This is a genomic window from Cupriavidus sp. BIC8F (assembly GCF_032465815.1).
Taxonomy (GTDB): Bacteria; Pseudomonadota; Gammaproteobacteria; order Burkholderiales; family Burkholderiaceae; genus Cupriavidus; species Cupriavidus necator.
Window position 1 is genome coordinate 300,885 of sequence record NZ_CP136094.1, and the last position, 17,512, is coordinate 318,396.

A 17,512-nucleotide genomic window follows, 5' to 3' on the forward strand; every position below is an offset into this window, starting at 1 on the left:
CGCGTCAGGCAACCTGTCATGCTAGCGCTGGGACCACGACCCGGCGATGAAGGTTGCATTATGTTGCAAATCATGCCGCCCAGGTCACTCAGTCCTTCGGCCGGAAGGTAATGGTGAAGCTGGCCGGCGCCTTGCCGTTCTCATCACGCGGCAGCGGGTCGGAACGTTCCACCGCGCGCAGCACGGCATTATCCCAGCCCGAGTTGCCGCTGGACTTGGACAGCCGCGCCGACAGCAGCGAACCGTCCGGCGCCAGCTGCACCGACACCACCGCGGTCGGGTTGCCCGGCACGTCCTCGGCAAAGACGATGTTCGGCTTGACGCGGCGGCGCACGCGGTCGGCATAGCCCGGCGACGCCTTGCCACCGCCGCCGGCACCCGCGCCGGCCGTGCTGCCCACGCCGCCACCGCCCGCGCCGGAGCCGCCGGCAAGCGCCTGCAGGCGCGCCAGCTCGCTCTTGCGCTGGGCACTGGCTGCAGCCTCGCGCTTGGCCTTGGCGTCGGCATCCGCCTTGGCTTTGGCCTTGTTCTCGGCGTCAGCCTTGGCCTTGGCGTCCGCCTGGGCCTTGGCCTTGGCGTCCGCTTCCTTGCGTTCTGCTTCCTTGCGCTCGGCCTGCTCCTTGCGCTGCTGTTCCTGCTGCTGCGCTGCCTTCTTCTTCGCGTCGTCCTTGCGCTGGGCTTCCTTGCGCTCGGCCTCGCGCTGTTCCGCTTCCTTGCGCTCGGCTTCCTTGCGTTCCGCCTCTTTGCGCTCGGCTTCCTTGCGCGCGGCCGCCTGCTTGCGCTCGGCCTCTTCGCGCGCTGCCGCCTCGGCACGGCGCCTCTGGCGTTCCAGCGCGATGTCGGCGTCGTCCTCGACCTTGCTCTTCACCTCGGGCAGCGGCGGGGCCGGGCGCGGCTGCACCACCGGCGCCGGTGGCGGCGGCGGGGGCGCGGTGGCGGCCGGAATCTCTTCCCACAGCTCGGCCTCGGCGCCGACCGGGGTGCTGCTCTGCAAGCGCACGCCGTAGTACAGCACGACAGCCAGCAGCATGTGCATGAAGAGCGCGAACAGGAAGGAACGCAGGGTTCCCCGCTCCTTGACCGGCTGGTAGGGATAGGCGGCGACGGTCTTCATCAGGCGCAACGGCAATCAGATAGGCGCTTCAATGCGTCAGGAGGTCTTGGACTTGACCATCAGGCCGACGCGCTTGATGCCGTCGGCTTTCAGGATCGACATCACGTCCAGCACCGCCTCGTACTTGACCGAGCGGTCGGCGGCAATCACCACCGGCTGGTCGGGATTCTCGTTCTGGCGCTGGTGCACAAAGTCGAGCAGGCCCTGCTTGTCGAGCTTGCGCTCAAAGGAGTTGCCGGCGTTGTCCTTGCCGCGCGCGGTGAGCTGGCCGCTCTCGTGCACGGTGACCACGATCGGCGGCGCCTTCTGCTGCGGCGTGGCGTTGGCCACGGTGGGCAGGTCGACGGTGGCGGGGCTCACGATCGGCGCCGCCACCATGAAGATGACCAGCAGCACGAGCATGACGTCGATGTACGGCACGACATTGATCTCGGCGCTGGCCCGGCGGCGCGAGCCGCCGCGGCGCTGAATGGCTGCCATTGCAGGACTCCTGGAAACGCCGGCCCGGGCTTGCGCCCGGACCGTCTGGATTAGATTCGATACGTGTGCAGTTAGCGTGCCTGCCGTTGCAGGATGTTCAGGAACTCTTCCATGAAGCTCTCGAACCGGATCGCCAGGCGGTCGATCTCCGTGGCATAGCGGTTGTAGGCGATCACCGCCGGAATCGCCGCGAACAGGCCGATCGCGGTCGCCACCAGCGCCTCGGCAATACCGGGGGCCACCGATGCGAGCGTCGCCTGCTGCACATTCGACAGGCCGCGGAATGCGTTCATGATCCCCCAGACCGTGCCGAACAGGCCGATATACGGGCTCACCGAACCCACCGACGCCAGGAACGGCAGATGCGATTCCATCACATCCATCTCGCGCTGGTAAGCCGCGCGCATCGCGCGCCGGGCCGCATCGAGCAGCGCGCCGGCTTCATTGCCGCGCTCGCGCGCCTTCAGGAACTCGCCCATGCCGGATTCAAAGATCCGCTCCAGCGCGCCGGTGTTGTGGCGGTTGTTGACGGCACTGTTATATAGCGCCTGCAGGTCGCCGCCGGCCCAGAAGTCGCGTTCGAACCCCTCGGTCTGGGTGCGCGCCGAGCGCAGCGCCAGGTGCTTGCGGAAGATATAGGTCCACGAAAACAGGGACATGACGAGCAACAGCGCCATGACGGCCTGTGCCAGCAGGCTGGCGTGGAGCACCAGCGTTACGATCGACATGTCTTGCGTGACGGTCACGGGATTCATCGTGCGGACTTGATGGTAGCTAGAACGGGGTCGGGAATCGGGGCGGGACGGAAAGTGCTTCGATCGACGCACCCAACGCGGATCGCGCCAGAGGCCAGCATCAGCTCGCCACGCCAGGCTTCCTGGGTGAACTGGACCGACGCCGGGCCGACCCGGTCGATGCGCGTGCGGATCTCGAGCTGGTCATCCAGCCGGGCGGGCGCATTGTAGTCCACCGCCGTGCTGCGGACGATAAAGACCACGCCCGCCTCGTCGGCGAGCGACTGCTGCTCGATGCCGAGCGCACGCAGCCACTCGGTGCGCGCGCGCTCGAAGAACTTCAGGTAGTTGGCGTAGAACACTACGCCACCCGCGTCGGTGTCTTCCCAGTACACCCGCAGGGTCCAGACAAAGTTTGTCATGGCCGCGATTGTAACGGAGAGCGCTAGCGGTTTCGTGTAAACCCGCATGACGACTTTGCAACAGCAAGTTGCTGGCCAGCCCTTGCCAGTCCTCGGCTGGCGGGGCCGACGGCTTGCGGCGGGCGCCCGCCTCGCGCTACACTGCGCGCAACCATTCCATCTTGCGCGACTGGCGAAGTCAGTGGGCACTACCACGAGGAAGCGCAAGTTCTCTGGCGTGACGTTCATTGCGCGTTCGCGTAACGTTCAGCACGCCTAGGCGTGAAGTTGCTTGCGCCTGCCGCTCGCCTGGGCAGCGAATGGGAAGCAGGGTGCGCCCTGCACCGACGGTTACAACGTGCCGCCGGTGCTGGTCGCCGCTAGCCTTCCCCGCGCGCCCTACCCCCGATGCGTGAATCGGATTCCCTATTTTTCAGACGAGTTTCGCCATGTTCGAACGCAGCCGTTTTACGATCGACCAGATCGACCCCGAGGTCTTTGCCGCCATCCAGCAGGAAAACCAGCGCCAGGAAGACCACATCGAGCTGATCGCCTCCGAGAACTACACCTCGCCGGCCGTGATGGCCGCCCAGGGTTCGCAGCTGACCAACAAGTACGCCGAGGGCTACCCCGGCAAGCGCTACTACGGCGGTTGCGAGTACGTCGACGTCGTCGAGCAGCTGGCCATTGACCGCGTCAAGCAGCTGTTCGGCGCCGAAGCCGCCAACGTGCAGCCCAACTCGGGCTCGCAGGCCAACCAGGGCGTGTACTTCGCCGTGCTCAAGCCGGGCGACACCATCATGGGCATGAGCCTGGCCGAAGGCGGTCACCTGACCCACGGCATGGCCCTGAACATGAGCGGCAAGTGGTTCAACGTGGTCAGCTACGGCCTGAACGCCCAGGAAGACATCGACTACGACGCGCTGGAAAAGCTGGCGCAAGAGAAGAAGCCTAAGCTGATCATCGCCGGTGCGTCGGCCTTCGCGCTGCGCATCGACTTCGAGCGCATCGGCCGCGTCGCCAAGTCGATCGGCGCCTACTTCATGGTCGACATGGCCCACTACGCCGGCCTGATCGCCGCGGGCGTCTACCCGAACCCGGTGCCGCACGCCGACTTCGTCACCACCACCACGCACAAGAGCCTGCGCGGCCCGCGCGGCGGCGTGATCCTGATGAAGGCCGAGCACGAGAAGGCCATCAACTCGGCCATCTTCCCCGGCATCCAGGGCGGCCCGCTGATGCACGTGATCGCCGGCAAGGCGGTCGCGTTCAAGGAAGCGCTGACGTCTGAGTTCAAGGCCTACCAGCAGCAAGTGGTGAAGAACGCCGCCGTGCTGGCCGAGACCCTGATCGCGCGCGGCCTGCGCATCGTCTCGGGCCGCACCGAAAGCCACGTGATGCTGGTCGACCTGCGCGCCAAGAACATCACCGGCAAGGAAGCCGAGCGCATCCTGGGCGAGGCGCATATCACCGTCAACAAGAACGCCATCCCCAACGATCCGGAAAAGCCGTTCGTGACCTCGGGCATCCGCCTGGGCTCGCCGGCCATGACCACGCGCGGCTTCAAGGAAGAAGAAGCCCGCATCGTCGGCAACCTGATCGCCGATGTGCTGGACAACCCGCACGACGCCGCCAACATCGCCAGCGTGCGCGAGCAGGCGGCAGCCCTGACCAAGCGTTTCCCGGTCTACGGCTGATGCATCGAGGCCGCCCATGCGGGTTCGCATGAGCGGCCGGCAGCTCCGCAAGCCGGCGCCTCGGGGCACCGGCTTGCGGGCCTCGCCAACCCGCCCCGCCACCGCAGAACGACAACACGGACAAGGCGACGGGGTTCAACTGAAGGTGGTCCGGCATGAAATGCCCCTTTTGCGGTCATTCCAATACCCAGGTACTCGACACGCGCATGTCGGAAGACGGCGATGCCGTACGCCGGCGCCGGCGCTGCGAAGCCTGCGACCGCCGCTTCACCACCTATGAGCGGATCGAGCTGTTCTTCCCCGCCATCGTCAAGAAAAACGGCTCGCGCGTTGACTACACCCGCGCCAAGCTGAAGGATTCCATGCGCCTGGCGCTGCGCAAGCGCCCGGTCTCGGCCGAGGCCATCGACGAAGCCATCACCCGCATCGAAGAAAAACTGCTGGCCCTGGGCGAAAAGGAAATCCCCAGCAGCCAGGTCGGCGAACTGGTGATGCGCGAATTGCGCAAGCTCGACAAGATTGCGTATATCCGCTTTGCTTCGGTGTACCGGAGCTTTGAGGATGTGTCGGAATTCCGCGACGTGCTGGATGAGTTCGCGGCGTCCACCCCTCGGAAGGGGTAGCAAAAGTAACAAAATCGTTGTTTAATCCCCGTTGCATTCCCGCAAGGCCCGCTGTCGCATATTAAAAGGGCCGGAATTGCAGACCAAAAAAAGAAGTTAACGAAGTCGGACGTCTTTTGACGGGGGTCAGAATGGGTCAACGCTGCCGCGGGGCAGCCGGCTTTGCCATGCTCGAAGCATTGGTGGCAATCGTCGTCCTGGCGGTTGGCGTGCTCGGCGTCGCCAGCCTGCTGCTGAATTCATCCCGCTTCACGCAACAAGCTTCCTACGACACCACTGCCATGCAGCTGGCCACCGAGATGGCCGAGCGCATGCGTGCCAATCCTGCCGTCTCGCAAACCGGCGCGGCGGCGGAAGCCATCACCCCGAACCGCTACTTCATCGACACGGCCACCGGGCAGCCACCCGCGCTCACGGCAGCGAACAGCCCGTATGCGATCGCCTGCGCGGGCACGGCGGCCGGGTGCGCACAGCAACTGGCGGATTTCGATGTCGCAGAGTTCTGGGAGCGTGTCAGCACAGGCCTGCCTGCCGGACGCGCCGTGATTTGCCGGGACATGGTCGCCTACGACCAGACTACCGGCTTCTCATGGGGATGCACGCCGTCGGCCACTGGCCGCCCGGACGACGCACCGATTGTCATCAAGATCGGCTGGATCTCGCGGCTTGCCGCCAAAACCGTCGCGGCACGGGCCGACATGTCCGATATGGGCACGCGCCCCCAGGTGGTCATCGTGGCCACGCAGGGCACGGTGAACTGACATGCGGAACGCCAGGATGTATCTCAACGCCGGCCGGCATCGTCAACTGGGGCTGTCACTGGTGGAGCTGATGGTATCGATGACGCTGAGCCTGCTCCTGATCATGGCTGCCGCGGCGCTCTACCTGACCGGGCGAGCCAACTACAACAGCATCGACGACACCACGGCGCTGGATGAGAAAGGCCGCTTTGCGGTGGATACCGTGGTGCGGATCGTGCGCCAGGCCGCCTGGAGCAACTATGCGGGCAACAGCGCCGCGGCCTCCCCCGGCGCCAGCGGGCCACCTGCGCCCAGCCCCGGAGGCGTCATGCTCACTACCACGAGCCTGTCGCCGACCATCAGCGGCCTCGACAACTGCGGCACCCCCACGCAAGACCTTGGCAACCCGGCGCAAAACCTCGCGTGTCCTGCTCAACCTGGCGCCGTGAACAAGAGCGATGTGCTGCAGGTCCGCTTCTTCGGTTCCGGCACGCAGCAGGACCGCACCGTTCCGGACAACAGCATGATCGACTGCTCCGGCAACGGCGTCGCCGAGCCGCAGGCCTGGGAAGACGCAGACCTCGCGCGCGGCATGGCGGTCTTCTATGTCAGCAACGATGCCAGCGGCATGCCTCAGCTGATGTGTGGCTATCGTCCACGGGACGCCGCCAACAAGGAAATCCTCACGGCAGGCACGGCGTACCAGGCTGTTTCGCTGATCTCGGGCGTCGAAGTCTTCCAGGTGCTCTACGGCGTGGATACGAATTTCGACCAGACCCCGGACCGCTTCCTGTCGGCCACCGAGGTGCTGGCCCTGCCCACCACCTGGCAGAACGTCGTCGCCATCAAGATGGCCATGGTGCTGATGGGCGATACCGCCAGCGCATCGCCCCAGGATCCGCCAACCTTCCGCCTGTTTGGGCGCCTGTTCCCGGGCTCGCCGGGCAACGACACGTCCTTCACGCCGGCCACGCAACTGCAGCGGATGCGACGCCTGTACACCGTCACCGTACAGCTCCGGAACATGGCCACCTGCACCACGTGCTCGCCGACATGACCGCCCGCACCGCGCAACCCAACCCGCGTGGCATCGCGCTGATCACCGCCCTGGTGATGCTGCTGATCATCAGCGTCATCGCCATCGCCGGTGCCCGGCTGGCCATTGGCAGCAAGCGCATGGCATCGAACCAGCGCGATCGGGACCTGGCTCAGCAAGCGGCCGAGGCAGCCTTGCTGGATGCAGAAATCGACATCCAGGGTGTCGCCGCGCCAACCACCCGGTCAGCCATATTCTCCGGCACCACGATGAATGTCCTGCCGTTCGTGGCGGGTTGCAATACGGGCGTCACAGGCGCCTCACCCTTCCAGGGATTGTGCGACCCGGTGCTCGACGGTACGCCGAACTGGCTTACCGTTGACTTCAGCCAGGCCGGCGCCAACGCACGCACCACCGCCTATGGCACGTTCACCGGCCGCAGGTTCCCGACCGCGACCGGCGGGCTGCTGCCTGCCGCCCTGCCGCGCTACATCATCGAGCCGATCAGCGACATGTCGCCAGGCGCGAGCGAGGGCGCATACATCTTCCGCGTCACGGCCGTCGGCTTTGGCGCAAACCCGGCGACCCGGGTCATGTTGCAGTCGTACTACCGAAAGGGGGAATGAATGGCAACGTCCATGACTGTCGCGGAGCACGGCAAATGAGCCGCATCCGGAAATTCCTTTTCGCGGCAATGGCTGCGCTTCTCAGCCTGCCCGCCGGCCCGTTGCTTGCCGCAACAGAACAGAGCAGCCTCGCGACCGTCAAGATCGCGCAGGCACCGCTGTACGGCCGCAATCAGAATATCCATCCCAACCTTCTGCTGACGCTCTCGGTAGAGTTCCCTACGGTTGGGGCAGCCTATCGCTCCGGCACGTATTCGCCGGCCACCGAATACATTGGCTACTTCAATCCGCTCAAGTGCTACAACTACAGCGGAGGCACCAGCAATGGCTATTTTGTCATTGCTGGCGACGCCAACACGGCCGATCACACATGCGCGGGCCAGTTCAGCGGCAACTTCATGAACTGGGCCACGGCCTCGGCCATCGACATGCTGCGATACGCGCTGACCGGAGGCGACCGCGTGGTTGACACCACCACGCAGACCATCCTGCAACGTGCCGTGCTGCAGGAAAGTTTTTTCAACAGCAACTCTTACTTCCCCCGCAAGACTTACGACAAGGCGTCCTCGGTCACGCCTTTCACCAGCAGGACCCTGTACATCACTTCATGCGGCAACAAGGTGTTCTTCGGGGACACCACCGAGTCCGGCGCCAGCTGCGCGAGCCCCGGCAAGTACAAGAACCAGGGCACCTACCTGGTACGGGTGCAAGTCTGCGATGCAAGCGAAGCCAAGTCCCGCACCGATCTCTGCAAGCTGTATCGCACCGGGTACAAACCGGCTGGTGAAATGCAGCGCAATGCCGACAAGGTCCGCTTTGGTGCGTTTGGCTATCTGAACGACAGTGCCAATACCCGCTATGGCGGTGTCTTGCGGGCGCCCTTGAAGTATGTGGGGCCAAACACCGTCGACAGCAATTTCAATCAAGCCAGCAACCTGCGCCGGGAATGGGATGACGACGGCGTATTCATCCAGAACCCCGAGAGCGCGTCAGAGAACATCAGCGGTGTCATCAATTACCTGAATCAGTTCGGACGTTCCGGCGCCTACAAGTCATTGGATCCCGTCGGCGAACTCTACTACGAGAGCATCCGCTACCTGCAAGGCCGACAACCAACGCCCGAAGCCATCGACAACGCCAGCACCTACAAGGATGGATTTCCGGTCTACACGCAATGGACGGACCCCATCCTTGCCAGTTGCCAGAAGAACTACGTTCTTGCCATTGCCGATATCAATACGCACTGGGACCGATACATCCCTGGCAACACCAGGACGACCTACCTCTCCGGTGGCAAGCAGGTCTCTGCCAACGACTCGGCAAGGCCGGCGGACGCGATATCGAAATACAGCAAGTACAGCTTCGATGTCACGACCTGGACCCAGGCGGTGGCCGATCTAGAGAGTTCGGGGACATCAGGCAACAGCCGCCCCGACACCTCGCTCGCCAACCTGGCTGGCGCCGACACTGGCTCCAGCGGCCACGGCACCTACTATATGGCCGGCGTCGCGTATTGGGCCCATACCTACGGCTTCCGCCCGGATATGCCGGAATTGCGCGTCACCACGTTCAGCATCGACGTCAATGAGAACGGGAACGGCAGCGTGGGCGATGAACAGCGCCGCAGCCAGATGTACCTGGCGGCAAAGTACGGCGGCTTTGACGACCAGAACGGTGATGGCAATCCGTTCCGCACCAAGGGGGCCAGCGGCACCACCGTCACCAGCAATGCCGAATGGGAATCGTCGGGGGGATCCAATGTCCCCGCCAACTGGTTCCTGGCCGGGCAGCCGGCCGCCATGATCGCTTCCATCAAGAAGGTCTTCGCGCAAATCGTCAACGCAGCCGGCACATTGTCTGGCGTGGCACTGACCTCTTCCCAGGTGGCAAGCGACACCCTCTTGTTCACCCCCGGATTCGACCAGCGATGGAACGGGCGCCTGTCGGCACTGGCGGTGACCAATGATCCCAACACCGGCGTTCAGATCTCCAATACCGAAACCTGGGAGGCCGGCAAGGTGCTGACTGCCCGCACCGCTGCCCGCAATCTGCTGACCTGGGTCCCGTCGGGCACGGCCGACAATGCAGGAACCGGCGCGGGTGCGGGCGCCACCTTCGAGTGGAAATCTCTCAACGCCGCGCAGAAGGCCGCACTGAAGATCGCGCCGACAGAGACTGACACCGTGGCCCAGAGCCGGCTCAGCTATTTGCGTGGCGAGCGCAGCCAGGAGCAAGCCACCGGCAGCACGGGGACCATGCGCTTGCGCGACTCACTGCTGGGCGACATCGTCAATTCGGGCCCCGTTTATATGGCGGCCCCGTCCGGCACGATCGCCGAAAGCGACTACACCGCGTTCTACAAGGCCCACAGCCAACGTACGGCCGCCGTATACATCGGCGCCAACGATGGCATGCTCCACGCCTTCAATGCGGCCAACGGTTCTGAACTGTTTGCCTACGTGCCAAATGCAGTGTTCGCCAACCTGGCCCAACTGACCACGCCGAGCTATATCCATCGGCCTTTCGTGGACGCCACGCCTGCCGTGGCGGAAGCCAGGGTGGGCAACGCCTGGCAGACCGTGCTGGTCGCTGGCATGGGCGGTGGCGCGCAAGGCCTCTTTGCGCTGAATGTCAGCGATCCTGCCAGCGTCGGAACTGGCAATGTTTTGTGGGAGTTCACGGACAAGGATGATGCCGACATGGGCAACGTCATGTCGCCGCCCCAGATCGTCAAGTTGTTTGCCGGCAAGGACTCCGACAACAAGCCTGTGTACAAGTGGTTTGCCATGACCGGCAACGGCCTGAATGCCAACGATGCGGATGGCGCGAGCAATCCGGCTGCGCCTTCGGTGCTGTTCATCGTGGCACTGGACAAGCCGGCCGGGACGCCGTGGCAACTGGGCGTCAACTACTGGAAGATCTCGATGGCAGCGGACGCCACCGCCGGCATTGCCAACGGGCTGAGCTCGCCAGCGCTGGTGCGGCTTACCGACGGGCAGACCGTCGCCGCCTACGCCGGCGACCTCCAGGGCCGCCTCTGGAAGTTCATCCTGAATGGCGGCCCATCCACCTGGAACGCTGCCGGGGCACTGCCCTACTACGGCGGCGGCAACTACGGACGGCCGCTTTTCCAGGCCCGCGATGCCAGCGGAAAACCGCAGGCGATCACCGTCCAACCCAAATGGGTCTACGCGCCCGGAGGCTACATGGTGGTGTTCGGCACCGGGAAGTACCTGGAGCCTGCTGACACCATCACCACCGGCACGCTGACCCGGAACGCCATGTACGGCATCTACGATGCGGGAGGCTCCCAGTCGATCGCAGACCGCAGCATGCTGAACCCGGTCACCTTGACCCGCAACAGCAAAGGCGCTTACGAATATTCGTCACGCAGCTATAGCCTCGGTTCAAAGACGGGACAGAAGGCGGGGTGGTACTTTGATTTCCCGGGCAACGGAGAACGCCAGGTCACCGCGCTCGTGCCGGCTTACGGAAAGATCTGGTTCAACTCTCTGATGACCGGCGATGATCTTTGCGGTGCCGCCAGCAACAGCGGCCGCTATCAGATCAATGCGCTGACCGGCATGCCCGCCACGGGGACATCGACCGGCGATCTCTCCACCTTCGGCATCCTGGGTGCGCCGGTGCTGATCCAGACCAAGACCACGGTGGATCCACAACGCAATGCTGTCGGCCAGATCACTACGCTGAAGTTCATCGACGTGTTTTCGTTCGGCGCATCGGGTGGCGGCCGCAGCGCAGGCGCGTCGTTGTCCAGCAGGCCGCTTGTGTCCGGCAATACTGCCACCGACGGGGGGCATCCCACCACCGGGCGCCTTGGCTGGCGCGAGATTCGCAATTTCGGAGCCGCAAAATGAAGCGCTGCCACCGTGACTGGCGTCGCCACGCCAGCGGCTTCACGCTGATGGAGATGCTGATTGCCATCGCCATCCTTGGCATCCTCGCCGGCATTGCGTATCCCAACTACGCCGAGCATGTTGCCCGTGGGCGCCGCACTGATGCCAAGGCCGCATTGATGACGGCCATGCAAGCGCTGGAGCGTCGTTACGCACAGGCCAACTCCTACGTCGACCCCGCCGACAGCACGCGTGCATGGCGCGGCTTCCCGCAAGCCTCGGAAAGCGGCAACTACGCGATTGCATCCGGCGCCTGCGCGGGCCTGGCATTCAACGAATGCGTGCAGGTCAGCGCCACGCCCGCCATCGCCGACAACCGGTGCGGCACGCTGCTGCTACGCAGCACCGGCGAGCGTGGCGTGCTGATCAACAATGTCACCGCCTTCGCGAACCTGCCCCAGGGATGCTGGTGATGCGCGATCAAGCCCCCCAACCTCAGGCCGGGTTCACGCTGATCGAACTGCTGGTCACGCTGGTCGTGCTGGTCATCCTCGCCGGCATGGCGGCACCCGCCTACACCTCGTTCATTCAGCGCAACTCGCTTGCCACTGAAGCAGACGCGCTGGCTTCGTCGCTTTCCCTGGCACGGGCCAGTGCGCTATCGCGCAATAGCTGGGTCACCGTGGCGCCCGTCAACAATGACTGGCAAAACGGCTGGACTGTCTGCCTGAACCCCAATCGAAACGCGGACTGCACTGGCCAGACCGTGCTGGTTCAGCATGTCCCCTCCGCCCAGGGATTGACCGTAGCGTTCTCCAGCACGCCGCAGTCGGCGGTCCTCTCCTACTCGCCCGTAGGCTATACACGCACGCTGGCGGATGCGATGCAGTCTGCCCAGGTGCTGATGGGACTGGGCACCGGCAACCAGAAACTCATCGATATCAGCCAGTTGGGCAGGGTCCGCGTATGCGCGCCCGTGCCGACACAAACCTCGGTGTGTCAGTAAGCGAGGCTGCCTGGTAGCTTTTCCCAGGAAAACCGAAACAACATTCTGCAAATCCTTCACGCTTAGGCACGTATTCGCCTGCTCGGTCGAGTGGCCCGAGGGAGCTGCCCCCTCAGGCTCTCACAGATCCGTACGTGAATCTCTCGATTCATACGGCTCCTCTTGTCCGCCGTTCTTCGAAACAGAAATCCCAGTGCGCGAATAGCTGAGGAAAACTTTCCCGACATCGTTTGAGCCACGCCCAAGCTCGTCGTTTGTGTCCTCTCAGCTTCTTATACTTGTTTCGCGCCCACCCACCAAGCCGTAAGTCTATTCTGATCAAGAACCGTTTTAGCGGCTCCGGATAGAAGGCACCGTAGTAATTCACCCATCCCCGTACCATTGGGTTTATGCGCCGCGCCAGTTCGGGCAGCGTCAATGAGGTACTTCGATTGAGACTCATGCTTCTGATGGCCTGAGACATTCGCGTTAGCGCCTTTTGACTTACCGCAGGTCCGAATCCCGTGAACAAGTTTCCCTCTCGGTCTTGTACCGTCCGAGCGTGAAAGCTGAATCCAAGGAAGTCGAACTTAGTGTGGGTATGTTCCTCTCGGCGTCGTCCATCTTTGCAATAAACCAAGCGTGTCTTCTCCGGGTGTAGCGAAAGCCCACAAGCGGTGAGCCGTTCCCTCAGGACAGACAGGAACTTTTCCGCCTGCTGCTTCGTTTTGCAATGACAGACCACATCGTCGGCATACCGTTCAAACGGCACCTCCGGATGCTCAGTCTGGACCCATCGATCAAACGCATAGTGAAGAAAGAGGTTGGCCAACAACGGACTGATCACCCCGCCTTGCGGAGTACCTCGATCCCGACCAACCAACTCCCCGGTTTGCTTCTGTACCGGACTCTCTAGCCCGACTTTCGCAAGCTTGATGTTGTTCCGGGGCGGCACCGAGTCGGAATGTGGCGTAGATATTGGATTTCGGTTGATTCGTTGGCTCGAAGATGCTACATGAAAGAAATGCACATTTTCGAACGAACAGTCAACGGCCATCGCTACCGCATCGCGGCGCAGTCCGTGTGGAATGCCGAGCGGGGACGATCCGTCGCACGCCAGGTCGTGCTGGGGCCGGCCGAGCCGCCGCGAGTCGCGGATCTGAGTGCGACCCAAACGGTGGGCACGCGCGGGGTCGGCGACGTCGGGGCGTTGATCTGGGTGGCCGAGCAATTGGACCTGATCGGGCAGATTGATCGGGCGTGCGCAGGGGTTGGCGCCAAAGGCGGCCCGTCCGTGGGCGAGTTGGCGGTGGCCGTGGCGATTCAGCGCGCGTGTACACCGGGACCCAAGTGTGAGCTGGGTGAGTTTCTCGACGGGAGTCTGCCGCGCCTGTCGTGTTTGCCGGGCTCAGCGTTCACCGGCCAGGCCTTCCATCGTGTCGCGCAGCAGGTGACCGATGAGCAGTTGGAGCAGGCGCAGGTGGCCATCGCGAAGGCCGCCATCGCCCGCTTCGAGCTGTCCGCGGACGTGCTCGCATTCGATACCACGAACTTCGATACCCACATCGACACACAGACGCCCGGCGATCTGGCCCGGCGAGGACACGCCAAGAGCAAGAGAAAGGACCTGCGTGTGGTCGGGCTTGGCCTGCTGGTCAGCGAGACGGGTCATGTGCCGCTGTTGTATCGGACGTATCCCGGCAACGGCTCGGACCAGGCGGTGCTCGCGGCGTGCCTGGCTGGGTTGGCGCAGTTGCATGAGGCGCTCGACAGCGGTGAGGGTCGCAAGCAGCCGGCGCAGCGCACGGTGGTACGGGACGGCGGGTTCTGGAGCCCGCAACTGGAACTCGATCTCGATGCCGCCGGCTACTACAGCCTCATCTCGTTGCCGCTGGGGCACAAGGCCGCGCAAGAGGCGCTGCAGATGGCGGCGCAGCGCGGTGCGATGAAGCCGCTGTCGGGCAAGCTCAGCGAAGTGCGGGCAGCGCGGGTTCGAACCACCGTCGGCGAGTTGGACCGTACGCTCGTGGTGGTGGAGAGCCAGGAGCTGCTGGCGGGGCAAAAACGCGGGATCGCGGTGGCACTGCGCAAGGCGAAGGAGGAACTGCGCACGCTGGAGGGGTTGGTCCAAAAGGGCCGCATCACGCGCAGCCGGCTGGAGCTGCGGGTCAAGAAGGCGCTGACTCGGGAGCACCTGTCAAGCTTCGTCGTGACCACCATCGCCGGAACCGAAGCGGCACCGACCTTGCAATGGCACGTCGATGCCGCATTGCGCCGCGAGCTGGAGCGAACGCGACTGGGCAGGCGGGTGCTGTGTACGGATCGGCACACCTGGAGTACAGGGCGCATCGTCTACGCGTTCCGAGGGCAGTGGAACGTCGAGGAGTTGTTCCGCAGAACGAAGAAAGGCGGCGTGGTTCCGTGGGGGCCATCACACCAGTGGGCCGACGGATCGCTGCGCCTGCACACCTTCGCGACCGTGCTCGGCCTGATGCTCGTGAGCTTGGCGAAGATTGCCCTGCGGGCCGACGCTTCGGCCCGTCGCATGATGGAAGGACTGGCCGAGATCAAGGTGACGTTGGTGAGGACGAAGACCGGGGCAGCGGGACGACGGCCAACGGCGATGCTGGCGCCGGAGCTCACGGCCGAGCAGCGCCGCGCCGTGAAGCTCTTCGAGCTGCAGAGGTGGGGACCAACATTATTTCATGTATGACGTCGGCGCCCGTTCAGCAACGATTGACGGCCAAGAGCCGTCGATCCGGCCCCTTGCTTTGCGAAAGTACCGCTAGCCAGCGTCTAATGTAGAGCCGTGCCCATGGCTCCGTGACGTGCTTTTCTACCGCACGCCACAGAAGCCCGTGGTCGATTGTGTCAAAGAAGGATTTCAAGTCAATATCGACTACCCAGTCGTAGCGCCAACAGTTTCTTCTCGCTTGCGCCACAGCTTGCTTCGCCGACTTGTTAGGACGATAACCGAACGATGATGAATGAAATCTCGCATCGATTCTCGGCTCAACCATTAACTTTACCGCCATCTGAGCCACGCGGTCCGTGATAGTCGGCACCCCGAGAGGGCGAAACCCGTCCCCCTTCGGAATCAGCACCTCTTTGACCGGCTGAGGAAAATAACTCCCCGAACTCATTCGATTCCACAGGGCGTATAGATTTCTCGCCAAGCGATTTCGGAATAATTCAATACTTTCCCTGTCCACGCCCGGCCCTCCTTGATTGGCGGCCACGCGCTTCCAGGCTTCCCAGATCAACCGCTTGGGTATCTCGAACGACTTGGCGTCGACCCTGGAATCCTCCCGCGACGCGGTTGTTCTATGATCTTCGCCAGACAAGGTCATGCCTTCGCTCCAGAGGTCACCCCCGGCGTCAGGATAGATGTCACGTCACCTGATTCTTAGAGACGAGGTCCGGGGGCGGTAAAATCAGGGTAAATGAAAGCCTACTCAGCAGAGAGAAGAGAAGCGCTGGTGCGCCGCATGATGCCGCCAGAAAACGTGCTGGTTTCAGCGCTGGCCAGGGAAACGGGGATTACCGAGCAGACGTTGTACACGTGGCGCCGACAGGCGAAAGGAAAGGGGCTGGTCGTGCCGGGCGATGGGAAGAATCCCGAAGGATGGTCTTCGGAAGACAAGTTTGCGGTAGTGCTGGAAACCGCCCCGCTCAATGCAGCGGAGCTGGCCGAGTACTGCCGGCGCAAGGGTCTTTATCCCGAACAGATCGCCGCCTGGCGGGCCGCCTGTCTGGCAGCCAATGCGAACGCTGCGGAGCAGGCGCGGGAGCAGCGGCATCAGTCGAAAGACGACAGGAAACGCATCCACCAGCTCGAGAAGGAATTACAGCGCAAGGAGAAAGCGCTGGCGGAAGCGGCTGCGCTGCTGATTCTGAGAAAAAAAGCCCAGGCGATCTGGGGAGACAAAGAGGACGATTGATCAACGTCCCGGATCGCCTGTTATGTATATCGTTGATCCGCGAGGCAGCGCAGTCCGGCTGCCGGTTGGAGAAGGCTTGCAAAGAACTGGGCCTGAGCCTGCGCACGTTCCAGCGCTGGGTGGGTGACGGCGACGCGGTGCCGGCCGATCGCCGCACGACGACCGTGCGGCCGGAACCGGGCAACAAACTGAGCGACGCCGAACGGCAACAGATTCTTGAGGTTGCCATCAGTGAGGAGTTTGCCAGCCTGCCGCCCAGCCAGATCGTGCCGGGTCTGGCCGACCGCGGCGTGTACCTCGCGTCGGAGTCGAGCTTTTACCGTGTGCTGCGCAGCGTTTCGCAGCAGCACCACCGGGGTCGTGCGCGCCAACCCTCGGCTCGGGTGGTGACCAGTCATTGTGCGACGGCGCCGAACCAGGTCTGGTCGTGGGACATCACGTGGCTGCCGTCGGCGGTCAAGGGGCGGTATTACTACTGGTACATGATGCTGGACGTGTTCAGCCGCAAAATTGTCGGTCACGAAGTGCATGAGGCGGAATCGGCGGAACTGGCCGCACTGCTGATGCGGCGTGCCAGTCTGGCCGAGAGCCTGGCGGGACGTCCGCTGGTGCTGCACTCGGATAACGGCAGCCCGATGAAAGGCGCGACGATGCTCGCCACCCTGGAAAACCTGGGAGTGGCGGCGTCGTTCAGCCGGCCGCGCGTGAGCAACGACAACCCGTACGCCGAGTCGCTGTTCCGCACCTGCAAGTACCGGCCCAACTACCCACGCAGGCCGTTCGGCAGTGTCGATGAGGCCCGTGCCTGGACGCAGCAGTTCGTGCGTTGGTACAACCACGAGCACAAACACAGCGGCCTGAAATTCGTCACGCCGGCGCAGCGCCACAACGGTGTAGCCGCTGCTGTGCTTGCGCAGCGCAAGGCCGTGTACGCGGAGGCCAAGGCGCGCAATCCGCAGCGTTGGTCTCGATCGACGCGCAATTGGGAGCTGGAGAATGAAGTCTGGCTCAATCCGGAACGGATGCAGCCGCAAGAACTAAAGCAGTCCGCATGAAGTGACGCGTCAACTATCTTGACAACCGCCGGTCATTACAACCCTTTCAACGCTACTACGCATGACTCCGCCCCTGTGCCTCGCATTGGTACTCTGGCTCTCACGGGTTCTCCGCTTGAGTTTCTCCCTTAGCATCGAGACGACAGGTTCCCAAGTTCCGTATCCATGCCTGCAGGAAGGTCGCGCCATCTCTATGCCGGATGCCGTCAGACCCACTTCCAGG

Annotated in this window: 15 protein-coding genes, 1 pseudogene and 1 riboswitch; of the genes and pseudogenes, 10 read left to right on the forward strand and 6 right to left on the reverse strand. The window is 63.5% G+C overall.

Features of this window, described 5'->3' with window-relative positions:
- Positions 1–88: 88 nt before the first annotated feature.
- The 4 genes from tolA to ybgC form a co-directional block, all read right to left on the reverse strand.
- Positions 89–1,114, reverse strand: coding sequence for a cell envelope integrity protein TolA (tolA, locus tag RS901_RS01400; RefSeq protein WP_316151040.1), 1,026 nt, complete (start codon positions 1,112–1,114; stop codon positions 89–91).
- A 36-nt stretch (positions 1,115–1,150) separates the two neighbouring features.
- Positions 1,151–1,594: a protein TolR gene (gene tolR / locus RS901_RS01405; protein ID WP_316151041.1), complete on the reverse strand. Its 444-nt coding sequence runs from the start codon at positions 1,592–1,594 to the stop codon at positions 1,151–1,153.
- A gap of 71 nt (positions 1,595–1,665) precedes the next feature.
- Positions 1,666–2,349 carry a protein TolQ gene (gene tolQ, locus RS901_RS01410; RefSeq protein WP_316151042.1) on the reverse strand — a complete coding sequence of 228 codons (684 nt, stop codon included), beginning with the start codon at positions 2,347–2,349 and terminating at the stop codon, positions 1,666–1,668.
- The gene (gene ybgC, locus RS901_RS01415) at positions 2,346–2,750 is read right to left on the reverse strand and encodes a tol-pal system-associated acyl-CoA thioesterase (RefSeq protein WP_010813741.1); all 405 of its coding nucleotides are present in this window, start codon (positions 2,748–2,750) and stop codon (positions 2,346–2,348) included. The genes tolQ and ybgC overlap by 4 nt, the downstream gene beginning before the upstream one ends.
- Positions 2,751–2,905: 155 nt before the next feature.
- Positions 2,906–3,051: riboswitch (ZMP/ZTP riboswitch) on the forward strand.
- A gap of 127 nt (positions 3,052–3,178) precedes the next feature.
- On the opposite strand from ybgC, the gene glyA reads away from it, so the two are divergent.
- The 8 genes from glyA (at position 3,179) to RS901_RS01455 (ending at position 12,314) form a co-directional block, all read left to right on the forward strand.
- On the forward strand, positions 3,179–4,426 hold the full coding sequence (gene glyA, locus RS901_RS01420) for a serine hydroxymethyltransferase (RefSeq protein WP_316151044.1): 1,248 nt from the start codon (positions 3,179–3,181) through the stop codon (positions 4,424–4,426).
- 155 nt (positions 4,427–4,581) lie between these two features.
- On the forward strand, positions 4,582–5,049 hold the full coding sequence (gene nrdR / locus RS901_RS01425; RefSeq protein ID WP_010813743.1) for a transcriptional regulator NrdR: 468 nt from the start codon (positions 4,582–4,584) through the stop codon (positions 5,047–5,049).
- Between the two features lie 131 nt (positions 5,050–5,180).
- Positions 5,181–5,810, forward strand: a complete 630-nt coding sequence (gene pilV, locus RS901_RS01430; protein WP_316151045.1) for a type IV pilus modification protein PilV — start codon at positions 5,181–5,183, stop codon at positions 5,808–5,810.
- A gap of 16 nt (positions 5,811–5,826) precedes the next feature.
- Entirely contained in the window at positions 5,827–6,846 is a 1,020-nt protein-coding gene (locus RS901_RS01435) for a PilW family protein (protein WP_316151046.1), read from the forward strand.
- Positions 6,843–7,451: a pilus assembly PilX family protein gene (locus tag RS901_RS01440; RefSeq protein WP_316151047.1), complete on the forward strand. Its 609-nt coding sequence runs from the start codon at positions 6,843–6,845 to the stop codon at positions 7,449–7,451. The genes RS901_RS01435 and RS901_RS01440 overlap by 4 nt, the downstream gene beginning before the upstream one ends.
- A 35-nt stretch (positions 7,452–7,486) precedes the next feature.
- The gene (locus tag RS901_RS01445; RefSeq protein ID WP_316151048.1) at positions 7,487–11,329 is read left to right on the forward strand and encodes a pilus assembly protein; all 3,843 of its coding nucleotides are present in this window, start codon (positions 7,487–7,489) and stop codon (positions 11,327–11,329) included.
- On the forward strand, positions 11,326–11,781 hold the full coding sequence (locus RS901_RS01450; protein WP_316151049.1) for a type IV pilin protein: 456 nt from the start codon (positions 11,326–11,328) through the stop codon (positions 11,779–11,781). The genes RS901_RS01445 and RS901_RS01450 overlap by 4 nt, the downstream gene beginning before the upstream one ends.
- On the forward strand, positions 11,781–12,314 hold the full coding sequence (locus RS901_RS01455) for a GspH/FimT family pseudopilin (RefSeq protein ID WP_316151050.1): 534 nt from the start codon (positions 11,781–11,783) through the stop codon (positions 12,312–12,314). Before RS901_RS01450 ends, RS901_RS01455 begins: the two co-directional genes overlap by 1 nt.
- A 148-nt stretch (positions 12,315–12,462) precedes the next feature.
- Here the strand turns inward: RS901_RS01455 and RS901_RS38800 are convergent, their stop codons facing one another.
- Entirely contained in the window at positions 12,463–13,350 is an 888-nt protein-coding gene (locus RS901_RS38800; protein ID WP_410054144.1) for a reverse transcriptase domain-containing protein, read from the reverse strand.
- Here RS901_RS38800 and RS901_RS01460 point away from each other — a divergent pair.
- Complete coding sequence (locus tag RS901_RS01460) at positions 13,309–15,006, forward strand: IS1634 family transposase (protein WP_316151051.1); 1,698 nt, start codon at positions 13,309–13,311, stop codon at positions 15,004–15,006. The genes RS901_RS38800 and RS901_RS01460 overlap by 42 nt on opposite strands.
- Before the next feature lie 13 nt (positions 15,007–15,019).
- Here RS901_RS01460 and RS901_RS01465 read toward each other — a convergent pair whose 3' ends face one another.
- On the reverse strand, positions 15,020–15,643 hold the full coding sequence (locus RS901_RS01465; protein WP_316151052.1) for a reverse transcriptase domain-containing protein: 624 nt from the start codon (positions 15,641–15,643) through the stop codon (positions 15,020–15,022).
- Positions 15,644–15,736: 93 nt separating this feature from the next.
- Between RS901_RS01465 and RS901_RS01470 the strand changes: the two are divergent.
- A pseudogene (locus RS901_RS01470) lies at positions 15,737–17,289 on the forward strand (IS3 family transposase).
- The last annotated feature ends 223 nt before the right edge of the window (positions 17,290–17,512 follow it).

Coding starts and splice junctions, on each gene's coding strand:
- RS901_RS01445 (WP_316151048.1), top strand. CDS start 7,487: ATGAGCCGCATCCGGAAATTCCTTTTCGCGGCAATGGCTGCGCTTCTC.
- tolA (WP_316151040.1), bottom strand. CDS start 1,114: ATGAAGACCGTCGCCGCCTATCCCTACCAGCCGGTCAAGGAGCGGGGA.
- RS901_RS01455 (WP_316151050.1), top strand. CDS start 11,781: ATGCGCGATCAAGCCCCCCAACCTCAGGCCGGGTTCACGCTGATCGAA.
- tolR (WP_316151041.1), bottom strand. CDS start 1,594: ATGGCAGCCATTCAGCGCCGCGGCGGCTCGCGCCGCCGGGCCAGCGCC.
- tolQ (WP_316151042.1), bottom strand. CDS start 2,349: ATGAATCCCGTGACCGTCACGCAAGACATGTCGATCGTAACGCTGGTG.
- ybgC (WP_010813741.1), bottom strand. CDS start 2,750: ATGACAAACTTTGTCTGGACCCTGCGGGTGTACTGGGAAGACACCGAC.
- glyA (WP_316151044.1), top strand. CDS start 3,179: ATGTTCGAACGCAGCCGTTTTACGATCGACCAGATCGACCCCGAGGTC.
- RS901_RS38800 (WP_410054144.1), bottom strand. CDS start 13,350: ATGGCCGTTGACTGTTCGTTCGAAAATGTGCATTTCTTTCATGTAGCA.
- pilV (WP_316151045.1), top strand. CDS start 5,181: ATGGGTCAACGCTGCCGCGGGGCAGCCGGCTTTGCCATGCTCGAAGCA.
- RS901_RS01450 (WP_316151049.1), top strand. CDS start 11,326: ATGAAGCGCTGCCACCGTGACTGGCGTCGCCACGCCAGCGGCTTCACG.
- RS901_RS01465 (WP_316151052.1), bottom strand. CDS start 15,643: ATGACCTTGTCTGGCGAAGATCATAGAACAACCGCGTCGCGGGAGGAT.
- RS901_RS01435 (WP_316151046.1), top strand. CDS start 5,827: ATGTATCTCAACGCCGGCCGGCATCGTCAACTGGGGCTGTCACTGGTG.
- nrdR (WP_010813743.1), top strand. CDS start 4,582: ATGAAATGCCCCTTTTGCGGTCATTCCAATACCCAGGTACTCGACACG.
- RS901_RS01460 (WP_316151051.1), top strand. CDS start 13,309: ATGAAAGAAATGCACATTTTCGAACGAACAGTCAACGGCCATCGCTAC.
- RS901_RS01440 (WP_316151047.1), top strand. CDS start 6,843: ATGACCGCCCGCACCGCGCAACCCAACCCGCGTGGCATCGCGCTGATC.